16 protein-coding genes are annotated in these 16,849 nt (G+C 74.6%); 13 read left to right on the forward strand and 3 right to left on the reverse strand.

The window, feature by feature from the left end; translation table 11 throughout:
* Positions 1-25 precede the first annotated feature (25 nt).
* Positions 26-328, forward strand: a complete 303-nt coding sequence (locus ACQ3I4_RS03850) for a DUF3039 domain-containing protein (RefSeq protein WP_430632849.1) — start codon at positions 26-28, stop codon at positions 326-328.
* A gap of 112 nt (positions 329-440) precedes the next feature.
* Positions 441-2,222, forward strand: coding sequence for a DEAD/DEAH box helicase (locus tag ACQ3I4_RS03855; RefSeq protein WP_430632850.1), 1,782 nt, complete (start codon positions 441-443; stop codon positions 2,220-2,222).
* Between the two features lie 6 nt (positions 2,223-2,228).
* Here ACQ3I4_RS03855 and ACQ3I4_RS03860 read toward each other — a convergent pair whose 3' ends face one another.
* On the reverse strand, positions 2,229-2,921 hold the full coding sequence (locus tag ACQ3I4_RS03860) for an isochorismatase family protein (protein WP_430632851.1): 693 nt from the start codon (positions 2,919-2,921) through the stop codon (positions 2,229-2,231).
* 9 nt (positions 2,922-2,930) lie between these two features.
* Positions 2,931-4,244: a nicotinate phosphoribosyltransferase gene (locus tag ACQ3I4_RS03865; RefSeq protein ID WP_430632852.1), complete on the reverse strand. Its 1,314-nt coding sequence runs from the start codon at positions 4,242-4,244 to the stop codon at positions 2,931-2,933.
* A gap of 99 nt (positions 4,245-4,343) precedes the next feature.
* Between ACQ3I4_RS03865 and clpS the strand changes: the two genes are divergently transcribed.
* The 8 genes from clpS to ACQ3I4_RS03905 all read left to right on the forward strand — a co-directional run bounded on the left by clpS (position 4,344) and on the right by ACQ3I4_RS03905 (position 10,334).
* The gene (gene clpS / locus ACQ3I4_RS03870) at positions 4,344-4,640 is read left to right on the forward strand and encodes an ATP-dependent Clp protease adapter ClpS (RefSeq protein ID WP_329861029.1); all 297 of its coding nucleotides are present in this window, start codon (positions 4,344-4,346) and stop codon (positions 4,638-4,640) included.
* Between the two features lie 3 nt (positions 4,641-4,643).
* Positions 4,644-5,222 carry a DUF2017 family protein gene (locus tag ACQ3I4_RS03875; RefSeq protein ID WP_329860969.1) on the forward strand — a complete coding sequence of 193 codons (579 nt, stop codon included), beginning with the start codon at positions 4,644-4,646 and terminating at the stop codon, positions 5,220-5,222.
* Positions 5,223-5,286: 64 nt separating this feature from the next.
* Positions 5,287-6,213 carry a glutamate racemase gene (gene murI, locus ACQ3I4_RS03880; RefSeq protein ID WP_329860968.1) on the forward strand — a complete coding sequence of 309 codons (927 nt, stop codon included), beginning with the start codon at positions 5,287-5,289 and terminating at the stop codon, positions 6,211-6,213.
* Positions 6,210-7,070 carry an MBL fold metallo-hydrolase gene (locus tag ACQ3I4_RS03885; protein WP_430632853.1) on the forward strand — a complete coding sequence of 287 codons (861 nt, stop codon included), beginning with the start codon at positions 6,210-6,212 and terminating at the stop codon, positions 7,068-7,070. The genes murI and ACQ3I4_RS03885 overlap by 4 nt, the downstream gene beginning before the upstream one ends.
* 24 nt (positions 7,071-7,094) lie before the next feature.
* The gene (gene rph / locus ACQ3I4_RS03890; protein WP_430632854.1) at positions 7,095-7,856 is read left to right on the forward strand and encodes a ribonuclease PH; all 762 of its coding nucleotides are present in this window, start codon (positions 7,095-7,097) and stop codon (positions 7,854-7,856) included.
* Complete coding sequence (gene rdgB / locus ACQ3I4_RS03895) at positions 7,853-8,500, forward strand: RdgB/HAM1 family non-canonical purine NTP pyrophosphatase (protein WP_430632855.1); 648 nt, start codon at positions 7,853-7,855, stop codon at positions 8,498-8,500. The genes rph and rdgB overlap by 4 nt, the downstream gene beginning before the upstream one ends.
* A 117-nt stretch (positions 8,501-8,617) precedes the next feature.
* A complete protein-coding gene (locus ACQ3I4_RS03900) occupies positions 8,618-9,319 on the forward strand; it encodes a DedA family protein (RefSeq protein ID WP_329860963.1) in 702 nt (233 codons plus the stop codon).
* Between the two features lie 10 nt (positions 9,320-9,329).
* Positions 9,330-10,334: an exonuclease domain-containing protein gene (locus ACQ3I4_RS03905; protein ID WP_329860962.1), complete on the forward strand. Its 1,005-nt coding sequence runs from the start codon at positions 9,330-9,332 to the stop codon at positions 10,332-10,334.
* A gap of 103 nt (positions 10,335-10,437) precedes the next feature.
* Here the strand turns inward: ACQ3I4_RS03905 and ACQ3I4_RS03910 are convergent, their stop codons facing one another.
* Positions 10,438-11,337 (reverse strand): hypothetical protein, encoded by a 900-nt coding sequence (locus ACQ3I4_RS03910; RefSeq protein WP_430632856.1) that lies wholly within the window; start codon positions 11,335-11,337, stop codon positions 10,438-10,440.
* A 63-nt stretch (positions 11,338-11,400) separates the two neighbouring features.
* Here ACQ3I4_RS03910 and ACQ3I4_RS03915 point away from each other — a divergent pair, with 63 nt between their 5' ends.
* The 3 genes from ACQ3I4_RS03915 (at position 11,401) to ACQ3I4_RS03925 (ending at position 16,834) form a co-directional block, all read left to right on the forward strand.
* Positions 11,401-12,561, forward strand: coding sequence for an exonuclease SbcCD subunit D (locus ACQ3I4_RS03915; protein WP_430632857.1), 1,161 nt, complete (start codon positions 11,401-11,403; stop codon positions 12,559-12,561).
* On the forward strand, positions 12,558-15,566 hold the full coding sequence (locus ACQ3I4_RS03920; protein ID WP_430632858.1) for an AAA family ATPase: 3,009 nt from the start codon (positions 12,558-12,560) through the stop codon (positions 15,564-15,566). Before ACQ3I4_RS03915 ends, ACQ3I4_RS03920 begins: the two co-directional genes overlap by 4 nt.
* A gap of 101 nt (positions 15,567-15,667) precedes the next feature.
* Complete coding sequence (locus ACQ3I4_RS03925; protein ID WP_430632859.1) at positions 15,668-16,834, forward strand: MFS transporter; 1,167 nt, start codon at positions 15,668-15,670, stop codon at positions 16,832-16,834.
* Positions 16,835-16,849: the final 15 nt, after the last annotated feature.

Raw genomic sequence — 16,849 nt, forward strand, 5'->3', positions numbered from 1 at the left:
CCGCCGTCTTGGTAGACTGGGGTCCATGAGCAGCCTGCCCCCGGATCCCTTCGAGAACGACCCGCGCGACCCCGGAACCGGTGGCGGAACCGCCACGATCGAGCGCGAGCAGCTGCGCGAACACGTCGAACCCGGCGATGCCGAGCGCTTCGCGCACTACGTCCGCAAGGAAAAGATCATGGAATCGGCCTTGACCGGCGAGCCCGTGATCGCGTTGTGCGGCAAGGTCTGGGTCCCGGGTCGCGACCCGCAGAAGTTCCCGGTCTGCCCCGACTGCAAGGCGATCTACGAGGGCTTCGGCGCCGGCGGGGACGACGGCGGCAAGTAGCCGCAGCGCCGGGCCCGCCCCGTTTCCCCGGTGACGCCGGGCCGCCCCGGGCGGAACCGCACCCGCGCGCCCACTCCGCCATCCGACGTCGTACCCCTGAAGGAGCCGATCCGTGGACGAAGCCCTGTTCCACGTGGGCGAAAGCATGCCGCCCGCGTACCCCGAACGGGCGGCATGGGGCACCGCGCCCAAGCTGCGCCAATGGCAGCAGGAGGCGCTCGAGCTCTACATCGAGAGGGCTCCCCGGGACTTCCTCGCGGTGGCGACGCCGGGCGCCGGCAAGACGACCTTCGCGCTGCGCATCGCTGCGATGCTCGTGGACGCCGGCACGGTCAACCGCATCACGGTCGTCGCGCCGACCGACCACCTCAAGCGGCAGTGGGCCGACGCCGCGGCGAGGATCGGCCTCTCGATCGACCCCAACTTCAAGAACGCCGACGGGCGCCACGGCGCGGGCTTCATCGGGGTCGCCGTGACGTACGCGCAGGTCGCGAGCAAGCCGCTCCTGCACCGGGCCAAGACCGAGGCCGCCCGCACGCTCGTGATCCTGGACGAGATCCACCACGGAGGCGACGCCCTGAGCTGGGGCGACGGAATCCGCGAGGCCTTCGAGCCCGCGACGCGGCGCCTGGCGCTCACCGGTACGCCGTTCCGCTCCGACACCGCCGCGATCCCGTTCGTCGAGTACGCCGAGGACCGCGAGGGCATCCGGCGCTCCAAGGCGGACTACACCTACGGATACGGCAACGCCCTCAAGGACCACGTCGTCCGCCCCGTGCTGTTCATGGCCTACTCGGGGCAGATGCGCTGGCGGACGTCGGCGGGCGAGGAAATGGAGGCCCAGCTCGGCGCGGGCTTCACCAAGGACATCACCGCCCACGCGTGGCGGACGGCGCTCGACCCGCAGGGCGAGTGGATCCCCGCCGTGCTCGCCGCCGCGGACCGGCGGCTGACCGAGGTGCGGCGCACGGTGCCCGACGCCGGCGGGCTCGTGATCGCGACCGACCACGACGATGCCCGGGCCTACGCCGCGCAGCTCGCCCGCATCACGGGGGAGAAGGTCACGACGATCCTCTCCGACGACGCGAAGGCCTCCTCGAAGATCGAGGCGTTCTCCGCCGGGGGCGACCGCTGGATGGTCGCCGTGCGCATGGTCTCCGAGGGCGTCGACGTGCCCCGGCTCGCGGTCGGCGTGTACGCCACCTCGACGTCGACCCCGCTCTTCTTCGCCCAGGCCGTCGGCCGGTTCGTCCGCTCGCGCAAGCGCGGCGAGGTGGCTTCCGTCTTCCTGCCCTCGGTCCCGGTCCTCATGGAGCTCGCCAACCAGATGGAGCTCGAGCGCGACCATGCCCTGGACCGCCCCGAGCAGCACGTGGACGATCCGGAGTTCATCCCGGAAGAGGCGATGATGGACGAGGCCAACCGCGAGGAGAAGGCCTCCGATTCCCTCACCCAGCAGAAGTTCGAGGCGCTCCAGTCGCAGGCCTCCTTTGACCGGGTCCTGTTCGACGGGGGCGAGTTCGGCACGGGCGGACTCGTCGGCTCGGAGGAGGAGCAGGACTTCCTCGGCATCCCGGGGCTGCTCGACGCCGAGCAGGTCGGCACGCTGCTGCGGCAGCGCCAGCAGGAGCAGGTCACGCGGCGGGGCCGCAAGGCCGCCGTGCAGGGCGCGCACGAGGAGCCCGGGGTCGTGGATCACCGCCAGCTCATGGACCTGCGCAACCAGCTCGCGAAGAACGTCTCCGCCTGGTCGGCGCGGACCGGGACGCCGCACGGTGTCATCCACACCAAGCTGCGCGAGGTCTGCGGCGGGCCAGCGGTGGCCCAGGCGAGCGCCGAGCAGCTGACGCAGCGGCTCGGAAAGCTGCAGGACTGGTTCGTCGGGCGCCGCTGAACGTTGTCAGCCCCGCGGCGTCGGCACCCCGTCGAGGACCTCGATGCCCGCGCCGCGCAACTCGGCCGCGACGACTTCGATCCCCTCGGGGTGGACCGCCGCGGTCAGCGGCATGACGACGCGGACGGCGAAGCCCGCGGTCGCGGCGTCGAGCGCCGTGGCGCGGACGCAGAAGTCGGTCGCGATCCCCACGACGTCCACCGCGGCGATCCCCGCCGCGCGCAGCCAGTCGCCCAGCAGTGGCCCGCCGGCACCCGCCTCGTCCGTCCCGGGCGCGCCGGCGGCGGCCAGCCGGCCCTCGAACCCCGAATAGGCGGCCTCGAAGCGGCCCTTGCGGAAGAACGCGTCGATCTCGCCCCGGACGACGGCGGGGCCCAGCCCCGGGTGGGGATCGGCGCCCGGGGTGCCCGCGACGCAGTGGACGGGCCAGCTGTCGCGGAAGTCGGGCGTGGCCGAGAAGTGGGATCCCGGGTCGATGTGCCAGTCCTGGGTCGCGGCCACGGCGTCGTAGCCGCCGCGGTTCTGCGCGAGGAAGGCCTCGATCCGTTCCGCGACGGCTGCCCCGCCCGCGACGGCGAGCGATCCGCCCTCGCAGAAGTCGTTCTGCACGTCGACGACGACGAGCGCGCGACGCGCCGGACCCTCCGCGTGCTGCCCTGGGCCGGCCGCCCCGCCGCTCCCGTGTCCTAGCGTGTCCATGGGCTCCTCCTAGACCTCGTCGATGAAGCGCGTCGGGACGACGGGCTCGCCGCGCTGGAGCCGCCGGGCCACGCCGGGCAGCTCCTGGACCGAATCGTGGTGCCGCAGCGCCGCGCGGCGGACGCCCTCGGCGCCCGTCCACCCCTCGTGGAGCTCACCGCCCGTGACGAAGCGGCACAGCAGATCGCGGTCGTTGGCGTCGGCGTCCGGCCGTTCCCCGATGCCGACGAGCTCGGCCGTCGCCCGGCCGCGCTCGTTGAGCCGGCGCACGGCGCTCTTGCGGCCGCCGATGCTGGCCTTGTTCTCGGCGGCCTTGGCGACGTCGACGTACTCGCCCGCGTCGTTGGTCCGGCTGACGAGCTTGTAGACCATGGAGGCGGTGGGCGCCCCGGAGCCGGTCACGAGCGCCGTGCCGACCCCGTAGGCGTCGACGGGGGCGGACTGCAGGGCGGCGATCGCGTATTCGTCCAGGTCGGAGGTGACCATGATCCGGGTGCGGTCGTTGCCGAGGTCGTCGAGCAGCCGGCGCACCCAGCGCGCCTGCTCCACGAGGTCCCCGGAGTCGAGCCGCACGGCGCCCAGCTCCGGCCCCGCGACGTCGACGGCCGTGCGGACGCCCTGTTCGACGTCGTACGTGTCCACGAGCAGCGAGGTGCCCCGGCCGAGCGCGGCGACCTGCGCCTCGAAGGCGGCCCGCTCCGAGTCGTGCAGGAGCGTGAACGAGTGGGCCGCGGTCCCGACGGTCTTGAGCCCGTAGCGGTGGCCGGCCTCGAGGTTGGACGTGCTGTCGAAGCCGGCGATCACGGCGGCGCGGGCGGCGGCGACGGCCGACTCCTCCTGCGTGCGCCGGGAGCCCATCTCGATGCAGGGGCGGTTCCCGGCCGCGGCGACCATGCGCGACGCCGCGGAGGCGATCGCGGAGTCGTGGTTGAGCACGGAGAGGATGAAGGTCTCCAGGACGCACGCCTCCGCGAACGTCGACTCGACCGTGAGGATCGGCGAGTTGGGGAAGTAGAGCTCGCCCTCGGCGTAGCCGTAGATGTCGCCCGTGAAGCGGAAGCCCTCGAGGTACTCGAGCGTCGCCTCGTCGACGACGCGCGTGGAGCGCAGGAAGTCGATCTGCTCCGCGCCGAAGCGGAAGTGCTCGAGCCCCTCCAGGATGCGCCCGGTGCCCGCGACGACGCCGTAGCGGCGGCCGTCCGGCAGGCGGCGGGCGAAGGCCTCGAACACCGAGCGCCGGTGCGCGGCCCCGGAGCGGAGGGCCGCCTGGAGCATCGTGAGCTCGTAGTGGTCGGTGAAGAGCGAGGTCGGCTGCTGCCACATGGGCGTATCTCCTGGGGACGGCTGGCGTGGCCCTCGACGGGCCGTTCAGCGACCACTCTAGTTCCCCGCACCCGCCGTAGAATGGGTGACATGCCCCTGATGACAGCCCCCACCGACGTGCTCCCGCGCGAGGAGACCGAGCAGCTGAGGGACCTCGCCGTCCCGTACGTGCTGATCGTCTGGAACGACCCGGTGAACCTCATGAGCTACGTCAGCTACGTGTTCCGCAGCCACTTCGGATACAGCAAGGCCAAGGCCGACGCACTGATGCTCGAGGTCCACGAGCAGGGCCGGTCCGTGGTCGCCTCCGGCCCCCTGGAGAAGATCGAGTCCGACGTCGCGGCGATGCACGCGTTCGGCCTCTGGGCCACGTTCACCCGCGCGGACGGGGCCTGACGCGTGGCGAAGGCCTTCAAGAACACGCCCCGGGGCCTCAGCTGCCACCTCGAGAAGGCGGAACGCGAGCTGCTGCGCGGCCTCTTCAACGACGTCGTGACGATCCTCGAACCGGACCAGCCCGCGGCCGGCGCGGACACCGACCCCCTGTGGGCCCTGACCGGGATGGACCCGGCGGCCCATGCCGTCCCGGCCGCCGCGCCGCGGGACGGGGCCGAGCTGCGGTTGCTCCCGGACGCGATCAGGGACGACGACGGGGCCGCCCTCGAGTTCCGCCGCCTCACCGAGCGGGGGCTGCGGGAGACCAAGACCGCCGCCCTGCGCGGCGCGGCGCTCGCGCTCGAGTCGCCGACCGTCGTCCTCGACGAGGCGGCGGCCGTCCGCTTCGCGGCGGCGCTGAACGACGTCCGGCTCGTGCTGGCCCAGCGCCTCGGCGTCGAGACGGAGGAGGACGCCGAACGGGTCCACGCGGTGGAGGACTGGAGCGCCGCCGAGACGGTGGACGAGTACCTGGCGCTCGTCTACAACTTCACCACGTGGCTGCAGGAATCGCTCATGCAGGCGCTCGCCGACACCCTGTGAGCCGTGCCACACCCCGCCCGCGGCCGCTGCCGGCCGCGGGCGCAGGCAGTATCCTCTGTAGATCATGACCGACGAACCCCGCATCAGACCGGCCGGGCCGCAGGCATCGGCGCCCCTGGGCATCTTCGACTCCGGCGTCGGAGGCCTGACGGTCTCGCGCGCCGTCATCGACCAGCTGCCGAACGAGTCCACCCTGTACGTGGGGGACACCGCGAACAGCCCGTACGGGCCGCTGCCCATCGCCGAGGTGCGGGCCAACGCGCTCGGCGTCATGGACGAGCTCGTGGACTCCGGGGTCAAGCTCCTCGTCATCGCGTGCAACTCGGCCTCCTCTGCCGTGCTGCGCGATGCCCGGGAGCGCTACACCCACCGCTACGGGATCCCCGTCGTCGAGGTCATCCAGCCCGCCGTGCGCCGGGCCGTCTCGGCGACGCGCAACGGCAGGATCGGGGTGATCGGCACGCAGGCCACCGTCGGCTCGCGCGCCTACGAGGACGCGTTCGCCGCGGCTCCCCACTTGCGGATCCACTCGGCCGCCTGCCCGCGCTTCGTGGAGTTCGTCGAGCGGGGCGTCACGACGGGGGAGGAGCTCCTGGCGACCGCGGAGGAGTACCTCGCCCCGCTCAAGGAGGCCGGCGTCGACACGCTGGTCCTGGGGTGCACGCACTATCCCCTCCTGACGGGCGTATTGTCCTATGTCATGGGGGACAACGTCACGCTCGTCTCGAGCGCCGAGGAGACCGCCAAGGACGTCTATGCGGCGCTCATGCGCCACGGCCTGTCACGGCCTGGAGGCACGGCCCCGAGCCACCACTTCGTCGCGACGGGGGACGCGGCCTCCTTCGAGGTCCTGGCCCGCCGCTTCCTGGGGCCCGAGGTGCTCGGCGTCGAGCACGTCGACCACGTGGCGGCGCGCTACCCGACGGGGTCGATCGCCCGGATCACCCCCGAGATGATCGAGCGGGCCGCCGCCCGCGGGGGGATCGGATGAAGCTCACGATCGTCGGCTGCACGGGCTCGTTCCCGGGCCCCGGGTCCCCGGCCTCCTGCTACCTCGTCACGGCCCACGACGGCCAGCGCCCGTGGCGGATCCTCCTGGACCTCGGCAGCGGCTCGCTCGGCGTGCTGCAGCGCTACATGGACCTGAGGGACATCGACGCGGTGTTCCTCTCCCACCTCCACCCGGACCACTGCATGGACCTCTGCGGCCTGCACGTCGCCGTCCACTGGGACCCCGCGGGCTGGGGCCGCGAGCGGATCACGGTGTGGGGGCCGGAGGCCACGGCGGACCGGATGGCGACCGCGTACGGGCTCGAACTCGACCCGGGCATGCACGAGGACTTCGACTTCCGCCACTGGACGGCCCGCGAGCCCGTGCGGCTCGGGCCGTTCACGATCACGGCCCACGAGGCGCGCCACCCCGTGGACGAGGCCTACGCCATCCGGGTGGAGGCCTCCGAACCGCTCTCCGACGGCACGGTACGGACCTCGGTCCTGGCCTACTCGGGAGACACGGACACGTGCGAGGGGCTTGTCGAGGCGGCCCGCGACGCCGACATGTTCCTGTGCGAGGCGGCCTTCGAGGAGGGCCGCGACGACGCGATCGACGGCGTGCACCTCACCGGGCGCCGGGCGGGCCTGATGGCCACCGAGGCCGGGGCGCGCCGCCTGCTGCTGACCCACGTCCCGGTGTGGACGAGCGTGAACACGGTCGTCGACGAGGCCCGGGAGACGTACGACGGCGGACTGGCCGTCGCGGTCTCTGGCGTCACCTACGGCGTCTGGTCCGGCGACCGGCTCGCCGAGCCGAAGGCCGGCCCGAAGGCCGGCGACCCGCTCCACCGCTAGCGCCCGCCGTGAAAGACTGGGGGCATGACTGAATCCCCCCAGGACACCACCACCATCGTGCGCGCCGACGGCCGCACGCCCGGACAGCTGCGGCCCATCACCATCACGCGGGGCTGGTCCCAGCAGGCCGAGGGCTCGGCCCTGATCGAGTTCGGCAACACGCGCGTCCTGTGCACCGCCTCCTTCACCGCCGGAGTGCCGCGCTGGCTCAAGGGCGAGGGCCGCGGCTGGGTCACGGCCGAATACGCCATGCTGCCCCGCGCCACGAACACCCGTTCCGACCGCGAGTCCGTCAAGGGCCGGATCGGCGGGCGCACGCACGAGATCTCCCGCCTCATCGGCCGCTCCCTGCGCTCGATCATCGACACCGCGGCCCTCGGCGAGAACACCATCGTGCTGGACTGCGACGTCCTCCAGGCCGACGGCGGCACGCGCACGGCGGCCATCACGGGCGCCTACGTCGCGCTCGCGGACGCGGTGTCCTGGGCCCGCTCGGAGAAGCTCGTCCCGGCCAAGGCGCAGGTCCTCAAGGACTCCGTGGCCGCGGTGAGCGTCGGAATCATCGACGGCGTCCCGATGCTGGACCTGCCCTATGTGGAGGACGTGCGCGCCGAGACGGACATGAACGTCGTCGTCACGGGCGACGGGCGGTTCATCGAGGTCCAGGGCACCGCCGAGGGCGCGCCGTTCGACCGGGACGAGCTGGACCGCCTGCTCGACCTCGCCCTGGCGGGGACCTCGGAGCTCGCCCTCATCCAGCGCGAGGCGCTCGGGGATCGCGCATGAGCGCCGCCCCCGGGGCGCCGGGGGGCCCCGTCGTCGTCCTCGCGACCCACAACCAGGGCAAGCTGAGGGAGCTGCGGGAGCTCCTGCGCGGCCAGGTTCCCGGGCTCGACGTCGAGACCCAGGTCGTCGACGCCGCGGCGGTCGGCGGCCCGGACGTCGCCGAGACCGGCACGACGTTCGCCGAGAACGCGCTGCTCAAGGCCCGGGCCGTGGCCGAGGCCACGGGGCTCGTGGCCCTCGCCGACGATTCCGGCCTGGCGGTCGACGTGCTCGGCGGAGCGCCCGGCATCTTCTCCGCGCGCTGGGCCGGCCGGCACGGGGACGACGCCGCGAACCTCGGACTCCTCCTCGCCCAGCTCGCCGACATCGACGCGCCGCACCGCGGGGCGGCCTTCGTCTGCGCGGCAGCCCTCGCCGTGCCCGGCGGCGGCGACGCCGTCGAGATCGGCCGGCTCGAGGGGAGCCTGCTGACCGAGCCGCGCGGGGACGGCGGATTCGGCTACGACCCGGTCCTGCTGCCCGCCGGGCTGGACCGCAGCTGCGCCGAGCTCACGGCGGCCGAGAAGAACGCCATCAGCCACCGCGGACAGGCCTTCCGCGCGCTGCTGCCCGCCGTCGTCGGGGCGCTCGAGGCCCGCCCCTGAGCCCCCGGGCCGGGCGGGCCGCCACCCGCCCGGCCCGCCACGCGGAGGTGAGGACTTCGCCACACGGCCGGCGGCGCTGGGCGGCAGGGGCGGGGAACTAGGGCACACTGGTAGGTGATGAACCTCCTTGCCCCCACCGCCGCCACAGCCGCGCCCGCCGCGCCGTCCTCGGGAAGCTGGCTCAGCGACCTCGCCGACTGGTCCGTCCACCTCATGGAGGTCATCGGGGCGCCGGGCGCCGGACTCGCGATCGCGCTCGAGAACCTCTTCCCGCCGCTGCCGTCCGAGCTGATCCTGCCCATGGCGGGGTTCACGGCGAGCCGGGGCTCGTTCACGCTCTTCGAGGCGCTGCTGTGGACCACGCTCGGCTCCGTCGTCGGGGCGGTCGCCCTCTACTGGGTGGGACGCGCGCTGGGGCGGAACCGGACGCGCTGGCTCTTCGGCCGGCTCCCGCTCGTGAACCTCGAGGACGTCGACAAGGTGGAGGCGTGGTTCGACCGGCACGGTCCCCAGGCCGTCTTCTTCGGGCGCATGATCCCCATCTTCCGCAGCCTGATCTCGATCCCGGCCGGCGTCACGTCCATGGCGCAGTGGAAGTTCATCGCGCTCACCACGGCCGGCAGCCTCATCTGGAACACGATCTTCGTCATGGCCGGCTTCTACCTCGGCGAGCAGTGGCACGTCGTGGAGCAGTACGCGTCCGTCTTCCAGCGGATCGTCATCGTCGTCGTCGCGCTGCTCGTGCTCGCGTGGATCGTGGCCAGGCTGCGCCGACGGCGGTCGGCGACGCCCGCGTCCGGCCCGGACGACGTGCTCTGAGCGGATCCCCATGTCCTACGATTTCACGTCCATCGACTTCGAGACCGCCAACGGCTTCCGCGGCTCCGCCTGCAGCGTCGGCCTGAGCAAGGTGCGCGCCGGGAGGATCGTCGAGGAGGCCTCCTGGCTCATGCGGCCGCCCGAGGGCTATGACCACTTCGATCCGCGCAACGTCCAGATCCACGGCATCACGGCGGACCGGGTCGCGAGTGCGCCGCGGTTCGGGGAGCTCTTCGGCGACATCGCGGACTTCATCGGCTCCGACGTGCTCGTCGCCCACAACGCGGCCTTCGACGTCGGCGTCATCCGCTCCGCGCTCGAGGTCTCCCGGCTCCCGGGACCGGCCTTCGACTACGCGTGCACCGTGATCCTCTCGCGCCGCAGCTACCAGCTGCCGTCCTACTCGCTGCCCTTCGTGGCCGAGGCCGCGGGGGTCCCGCTGCGCCACCACCACGACGCCGTGGAGGACGCCCGCGCGTGCGCCGGGATCATGATCGACATCGGGCGGATCCACGGCGCCCCGGACGTCCCCGTCCTGCTCGACGGCGTCTCCGCCGGTTCCGGCCGCTCGCCCGCCTACACGCCGGGGGACCCGGTCTCCAAGGCCACGGCGGACGCCCTGAACTGGCGCGCCGCCGGCGGCGCCGTCCCGCAGCAGCCGGACTGGGCGGTGTGGCCGCAGGAAGGCGCCAACCCGCCCGCCAATCCCGCAGCCGATCCCGCTCATCCGCTGTTCCGCCAGACGGTGGTCTTCACCGGCAACCTGGGGATCAGCCGGCCCGAGGCGAAGAACCGGGCCGCCCAGGCCGGGGCGACGACGGCGAGCCGTGTCACGCGCTCCACGAGCGTGCTGGTCGTGGGCGACGGCTTCACGGCCGCGGACCTGCGCGGCGGGCGCCTCACGTCCAAGGCGCGCCACGTGCTCCGGCTCCAAGAGGCCGGGCAGCGGATCGAGGTGCTCTCCGAAGGCGAGTTCCTGCAGATGGTCGGCGGGTCCTGGCCGAGCGGACGCTGAGCCCGGCGGACGCCGGGATGTCCGCGCGCCGGCCCGGGTGGCCGCCGGGCCCGACGACGGCGGGCGGGCAGGAGACGGGCGCGCCGTGGCGCGCCGTGGCGGACTAGGCGAACACGAGGCGCGACCAGCGCCGGGCCCACTCGCGCAGGGCCGCGGCCGCGGGCAGCCGCGCTTCCCATCCGTCCGGGAGCGCGGCCGTGCCGAGGGCGCCGCCGAGCAGCATCCGGGCCATCGCCGTCGTCCCCGGGTCCGTCTCGCCGTGCGCGCACGCTTCCCGGACGGCGTCCCACGCGCCCACGGCGCCCCGTCCGGCGTCGAACGCGGAGCATCCCGCGGCGGCGGCCGCGCGGGCCTCGTGCAGCGCGTCGTGGGCCGGGCCGGCGCCCGCCTCGGCGGCGGCGGCCGCCGGGTCCAGGCCGGATTCCAGCGCGCCCGGACCTCCCGTCAGGGCCCGGGCGAGCAGTTCCGCGGCGGAGGCCGCGGCGGCCGCCGCGGAGGGCGAGCCGTGCGTCAGGCGGCTCGCGTCCGCGGCGAAGCGCGCCGCCGTCGAGGGCGTGACGTGGGGCAGGAAGGCGCTGACGGCCGCCGGCGCCAGGACGGCGGGGGAGTCCGCGGACGCGTCGTGCGGCCGTGCGGCCGTGCCCATGGCCTCGTGGCCGAGCCCCGCTGTCAGGGACTCGGACGCCGGACCGATGCGGACCGGGGTGCCCTCGAGCAGGGCGTCGATCCAGCGGGGCCGCGGTTCCGGGGCCCCGTCCGGGAACGCGCCCGTGGCGAGGCGGTACCAGCGCAGTCCGGCGAGCCACAGGCAGGCGGCCTCGTCGCTCGCGACGCCGTCGTGCGCCCACTCGAGGGCCTCGAGCAGCCCGTCGGCGAAGTACAGGGGCAGCAGTCCCGCTGCGTCGGGAACGGGGGAGAGGGCCTGCGCGGCCAGGGCCGCGATCGCGCGGTCCATGAAGAGGGCGGGATCGGACACGGGGCGGGGATCAGCGGAGGCGGTCACCCGGACAGTCTAGTGAGGAGCGGCCGAGGCCGAAGCGTCGGGGCCCGACAGTAGGGTGGCTTCATGCGATTCCTCCACACCTCCGATTGGCACCTCGGGCGCTCCTTCCACGGCGCCGGGATGCTCGATGCCCAGGCCGCGTTCATCGACGAGCTCGTCGCCACGGTGCGGGAGCGGCGCATCGACGTCGTGCTCATCGCGGGCGACGTCTACGACCGCGCGCTGCCCGGGGTCGACGTCGTGCGGCTCTTCGACGACGCCCTCGTCCGCCTGCGCGCGGCCGGGGCCGAGGTCGTGCTGAGCAGCGGCAACCACGACTCCGCGACGCGTCTGGGCTTCGGCGGACGGCTCCTGGGATCGGCCGGGATCCACGTGCGGACGCGGCTCGAGGAGCTGGACCGTCCCGTGGAGTTCGACGCCGGCGACCACCGGGTCGCCGTCTATGCGCTGCCGTACCTGGAACCGCGGATGACGGCGGACGCCCTGGGGGTCGAGGCGCCCGGCCACGGCCCCGTCGTCGCGGCGGCCGTCGGGCGGATCCGGGACGACGTCGAGACACGCGGCGCGGGCACCGGACCGCTGCGCACCATCGTCATGGCCCACGTGTTCGCCGCGGGCGGCAGCGGCAGCGACAGCGAACGGGAGCTGAGCGTGGGCGGGCTCGAGATCGTCCCCGTGGACGTCTTCGAGGGATTCGACTACGTGGCCCTGGGCCACCTGCACGGCCGCCAGACCCTGCGCCCCGGCGTGCGCTACAGCGGGTCGCCGCTGCCGTACTCCTTTTCCGAGGCGGGCCACGTCAAGGGCTCATTCATCGTCGAGACCAGCGCCGACGGGATCGACGTCGAGGAGGTCGAGTGGTCGCGCCCGCGTCCGCTCGCGGTGCTCAGGGGCCGGCTCGAGGAGCTCCTCGCCGACGAGGCGCTGGCGTGGGCGGAGCCCGCGTACTGCCAGGTGACGCTCACGGACGCGGACCGCCCGGCGCAGGCCATGCAGCGCCTGCGCGAGCGGTTCCCCGAGACCCTCGTGCTCGCCTTCGAGCCGGAAGGCCGCCGGGAGGAACGCGGGCGCAGCTACGGGGAGCGGATCGCGGCGGCGGCCTCGACGCTCGAGGTCTGCAGCGGATTCGTCGACCACGTGCGCCAGCGGCCGCCGTCGGAGCTGGAGACGGAGGTCCTCGCGGCCGCGCTGGCGGACGCGGCGAGCCGGGAGGTCTCCGCATGAGGATCCACCGCTTGCGCCTGAGCGCCTTCGGTCCCTTCGCCGGCACGGAGGACGTCGACGTCGACGCGCTGTCCGCCGACGGGCTGTTCCTCCTGAACGGGGAGACGGGGGCGGGCAAGACGAGCGTCCTGGACGCGATCTGCTTCGCGCTCTACGCGGGGCTGCCGGGCGCACGCGAGGGAACGACGCGCCTGCGCAGCGACCATGCCGAGCCGGGCGCCGTTCCGGAGGTCGTCCTGGAGTTCTCCTCCGGCGGACGCCGCTTCGAGGTCACGCGGTCCCCGGCCTGGGAACGCCCGAAGGCGCGGGGCACGGGCACCACGCGGCAACAGGCCCAGAGCCGGCTGCGCGAGCTCGTTCACGGGGCATGGGTGGAGAAGTCCACGCGCAACGACGAAGTGGCCTCGGAGATCCTCGCGGTGCTCGGACTCGGCAAGGAGCAGTTCACGCGCGTCGCGATGCTGCCCCAGGGCGAGTTCGCGGCCTTCCTCCGGTCCAAGGACCGGGACCGCGAGGCGCTCTTGAAGAAGCTCTTCGACACGAGCGGCTACGCGGGGGTCGAAGAGGCGCTCGCGCAGCGGACGGCGGCACTGCGCGAACGGGCCGCCGGCGCCGAGGCGCAGCGCCGTGCCGCGCTGGATCAGCTGCGCGCCGATGCGGCCGACGCGGTCGATGGATGGGATCCGGACACGGACGACGCCGGCCTCGTCGAGGCTTTCGAGGCCGGCCTCGAGGCGGCCCGGGGGCGTGTCGACGTCCGGCTCGACGCGGCGTCGACGGCGCACGCCGCAGCCATCGCCGACGCGGAGGAACTGACCCGCGCTGCCCGGGACCATGGACAGCTCGTCGCGTGGGAGCGCCGCCACGCGGCGCTCGAGGCCTCCACTTCCCAGGCCGATGCCGCCGGGCGGCTTCTCGCCGCGCACGCGGAGGCCGCCGCCGCGCAACCGGCGCGCCGGGCCGCGGAACGCGCCGCCGCGGAGCACCGGGACGCCGTCCGGACCGCGGAATCGGCCACCCGGGCCGTGGACGAGGACGGACTCGCCCCGGGCTACCGCGACGCCGCCGAGTCGATGGAGGGCGCGCGTTCGCTCGCCGCCGCAGAGCTCGCGGTGGCCCGGGCGGCCCGGCCCCAGGAAGACGAGCTCGCCGCGACGCTCGAGCGGATCGCCGCGGCCGGCCGTGTCGTCGAGGCGGCCGAGGAGCGCCGCGCCGCCTCCGAGCGCGAGGCCGCCGCGCTCGAGGACACGCTGCCGGAGCTGCGGTCCGCGCGGGACGCCGGGGCCGAAGCGGCGGGGCGCGTCGAGGGGCTGCGCTCGGCCGAACGGGCGGCGCGGTCCACGGCCGAGGCGGCGGAGGAACTCGAACGCCAGCTCCCGGTGCTGCGGGCGGCCGAAGAGGCGTGGGTCCGGGCCGAGGACGCCCGGTTGACGGCGCAGGGCCGGGCCGTCGAGCTCGGACGGCGCCGCTTGGCCCAGGCCGCGGCATCGCTCGCCCTCGGGCTCGAGGACGGATCGCCCTGCCCTGTTTGCGGCGCACCGGAGCACCCGCGGCCCGCGGCCGCCCCCGACGGATCGCTGGTCCAGGAGGCGGACCACGAGGCGGCCGTGGCGGAGGCCGAGCGCCTGGCCGTCGTCTCCAGCGGGGCACGCGACCGGCGGGACGAGGCCGCCCGACGTGCAGACCGCCTGCGGGGCGCGCTCGGGGAACGCGGTCACGACGAAGCCGTCACGGGGCTCGCGGCCGCCCAGGCCGCGCTCGCCGCGGCCGAGGGCGCCGTCGAGGGCCACCGGGCCGCCGAGGCGGCCGTGGTCGCAGCGGAGGCGTCGCTGGCCACGGCCCGCGCGGGGGCCTCGGCCGCCGCGGCGGAGCGGGCCGCCGCCGTGGCCTCGCGCGACGGCCTGGCTGAACAGCGCCTCCGGCTCGAGACGGCGCTGGAGGCGGCCCGCGGAGGACACCCGAGCGTCGCCGAGCGCGTCCGGGCCCTCGACGCGGCGACCGCCGTGCTCTCCCGCGCGGCGGAAGCGCTCGAGGGCCGTGCGCGCGCGGCCCGGGCCCACACCGAGGCGGAGGCGGAGTGGGCGCGGGCCCTCGCGGACCACGGCTTCGACACGGCCGAAGACCAGGCCGGGGCGCTGCTTCCCGAGGCCGAGGCAGCGCGGCAGCGCGAGACCGTCGAGCGGCACCGCGCCGAGCTGCACCGGCTCGAGGAGCTCGGCGCCAGCGAGGAGGTGGCCCGGGCCCGCCGGGCCCGCGCCGCCGGTGTCCAGCCGCCCGACGACGAGGCGCTCGAGGCCGCGGCGGCCCGCAGCGCCGAGGCCCGTCGCGGGCTCGACGAGGCGTTGAGCGCCCAGGCCGTCCTGGCCCAGCAGTCGGCGCGCTTCGCGGTGGCCCGGGACCGCCTGGCCGCGTTGGAGGCCCGGCAGGGACCGCTCCTGGCCGAGTACGATCTCGTCTCCTCGCTGGCCGAGCTGGCCCGGGGCACCGGGGAGAACCGCTTGAAGATGACGCTCAGCACCTACGTCCTCGCCGCCCGGCTCGAGGCGGTCGCCGCGGCGGCCACGGAACGCCTCGACGTGATGAGCAGCGGGCGCTACCGGCTCGTGCACGACGACGGTCCGCGCGGCAACAACAAGTCCGGCCTCGGCCTCCAGGTCGTCGATGCGTGGACCGGGCAGCAGCGCGACACCGCCACGCTCTCCGGCGGGGAGTCGTTCATGGCCTCGCTCGCCCTGGCACTCGGGCTCGCGGACGTCGTCCAGCAGGAGGCCGGCGGCATCGACATGGAGACCCTCTTCGTCGACGAGGGATTCGGCTCCCTCGACGAGGGCGCGCTCGAGCTCGTCATGAACGCGCTCGACGGGCTGCGCCAGGGTGGCCGCGTCGTCGGACTCGTCAGCCACGTCCCGGAGATGAAGCTGCGCATCCCCACGCAGCTGCACGTGCACAAGGGGCGCCGGGGCTCGCGGCTCGAACTCGTCCAGCACGACGTCGCCGATGCGTGAACCGCCCGGTATGATGGTGTGGTTCGCCGCCGTCGCGGCGGAATCCAAGGGTTGGGCGCACCGGGTGGCTGGGACGGTGCGCACGTAGAAGGACCCTGCCCATGACCGCCCGCTCCTCCTTCCGTTCGCTGCGCTCGCTCGCCGGAACGGTCTTCTTCCCCTTGGCCCTCGTCGCCCGCCTGCCGTTGGCGATGCTGACGATCGGCGCCCTCACCCTCGTCACCGCCACGACCGGTTCCTACTCCTCCGGCGGCGTCGCCGCCGGCGCGGTCGGCGTCGGCTCCGCCCTCGGGGCCCCCGCCTTCGGCTACGTGGCCGACCGCGTCGGACAGCGCCCCGTCCTGTTGCCGCTCGCGATCGTCCACGCCGCGGCGGTGGCCGCCCTCATCGCGGCCGCGCTCGGCCTGGCCGCTCCCGCCCTCGTCGCGGCCCTCGCCGTCGCGGCCGGCGCCAGCTGCCCGCAGGTCGGCCCCATGGCCCGCGTCCGCTGGATGGCGCTGACCGCCGAACGCCCCCACGGGCGCAAGGAGCTCGAGACCGCGCTGAGCTACGAGTCCACGGTCGACGAGATCACGTTCGCCCTGCACCGCACCGCGGCCAGCGTCCGTCCCCACCGGGGCACCGCGGCGGGCCAGTCCGATGCCGCCCGGTCCGCGGCCGCCTGGAACCGCGGGCGGACGCTGCGGGTCGGAACCGCCGTCGCCGGGATGATCGGCATGGGCACGATCTTCGGGAGCCTCTCCGCGGGAGCCGTCGCCTTTGCCGGAGCCCAGGGCGACTCCAATGCCGGAGGGCTGCTCTACGCGGCGCTGGGCCTCACCTCCGCCGCGGCCGCGCTGTCCGTGGCGGTCTGGCCGACGGCCTGGACACAGCACGGCCGGTGGATCGCCTGCGCCGCGCTCCTGCTTCCCGCGACCCTGCTGCTGCAGCTTCCGGACTCCACGCCCGCGATGGTCGCCGCGCTCATGCTCGTGGGCCTGCCCGTGGGCCCCGTCATGGTCGCGATCTTCACGCTCGGCGGCGACGTCGCTCCGCGCGGCCGCCTCGGCACGGTCATGACGCTGCTCGCGAGCGGCATCGTCGTTGGGACCGCGATCGGCAACACGCTCGCCGGGCTGCTCGCCGAGGACCTGGGCCACCACGGCGCGATGGGCGTCGCCTCGGCGGCCGCCGGGTTCCTGCTCCTGTGCGGCGTGGCCATGCGCGTCGGCCGGCCGGGGCGCCGGCGGGCGGCCCGGGCCGAGCACCGCTCCGCGGCGGCGTCGTAGCGGCCCGGGAGCGGC

The organism is Zafaria sp. Z1313 (assembly GCF_050563205.1).
GTDB lineage: Bacteria > Actinomycetota > Actinomycetes > Actinomycetales > Micrococcaceae > JAZDCJ01.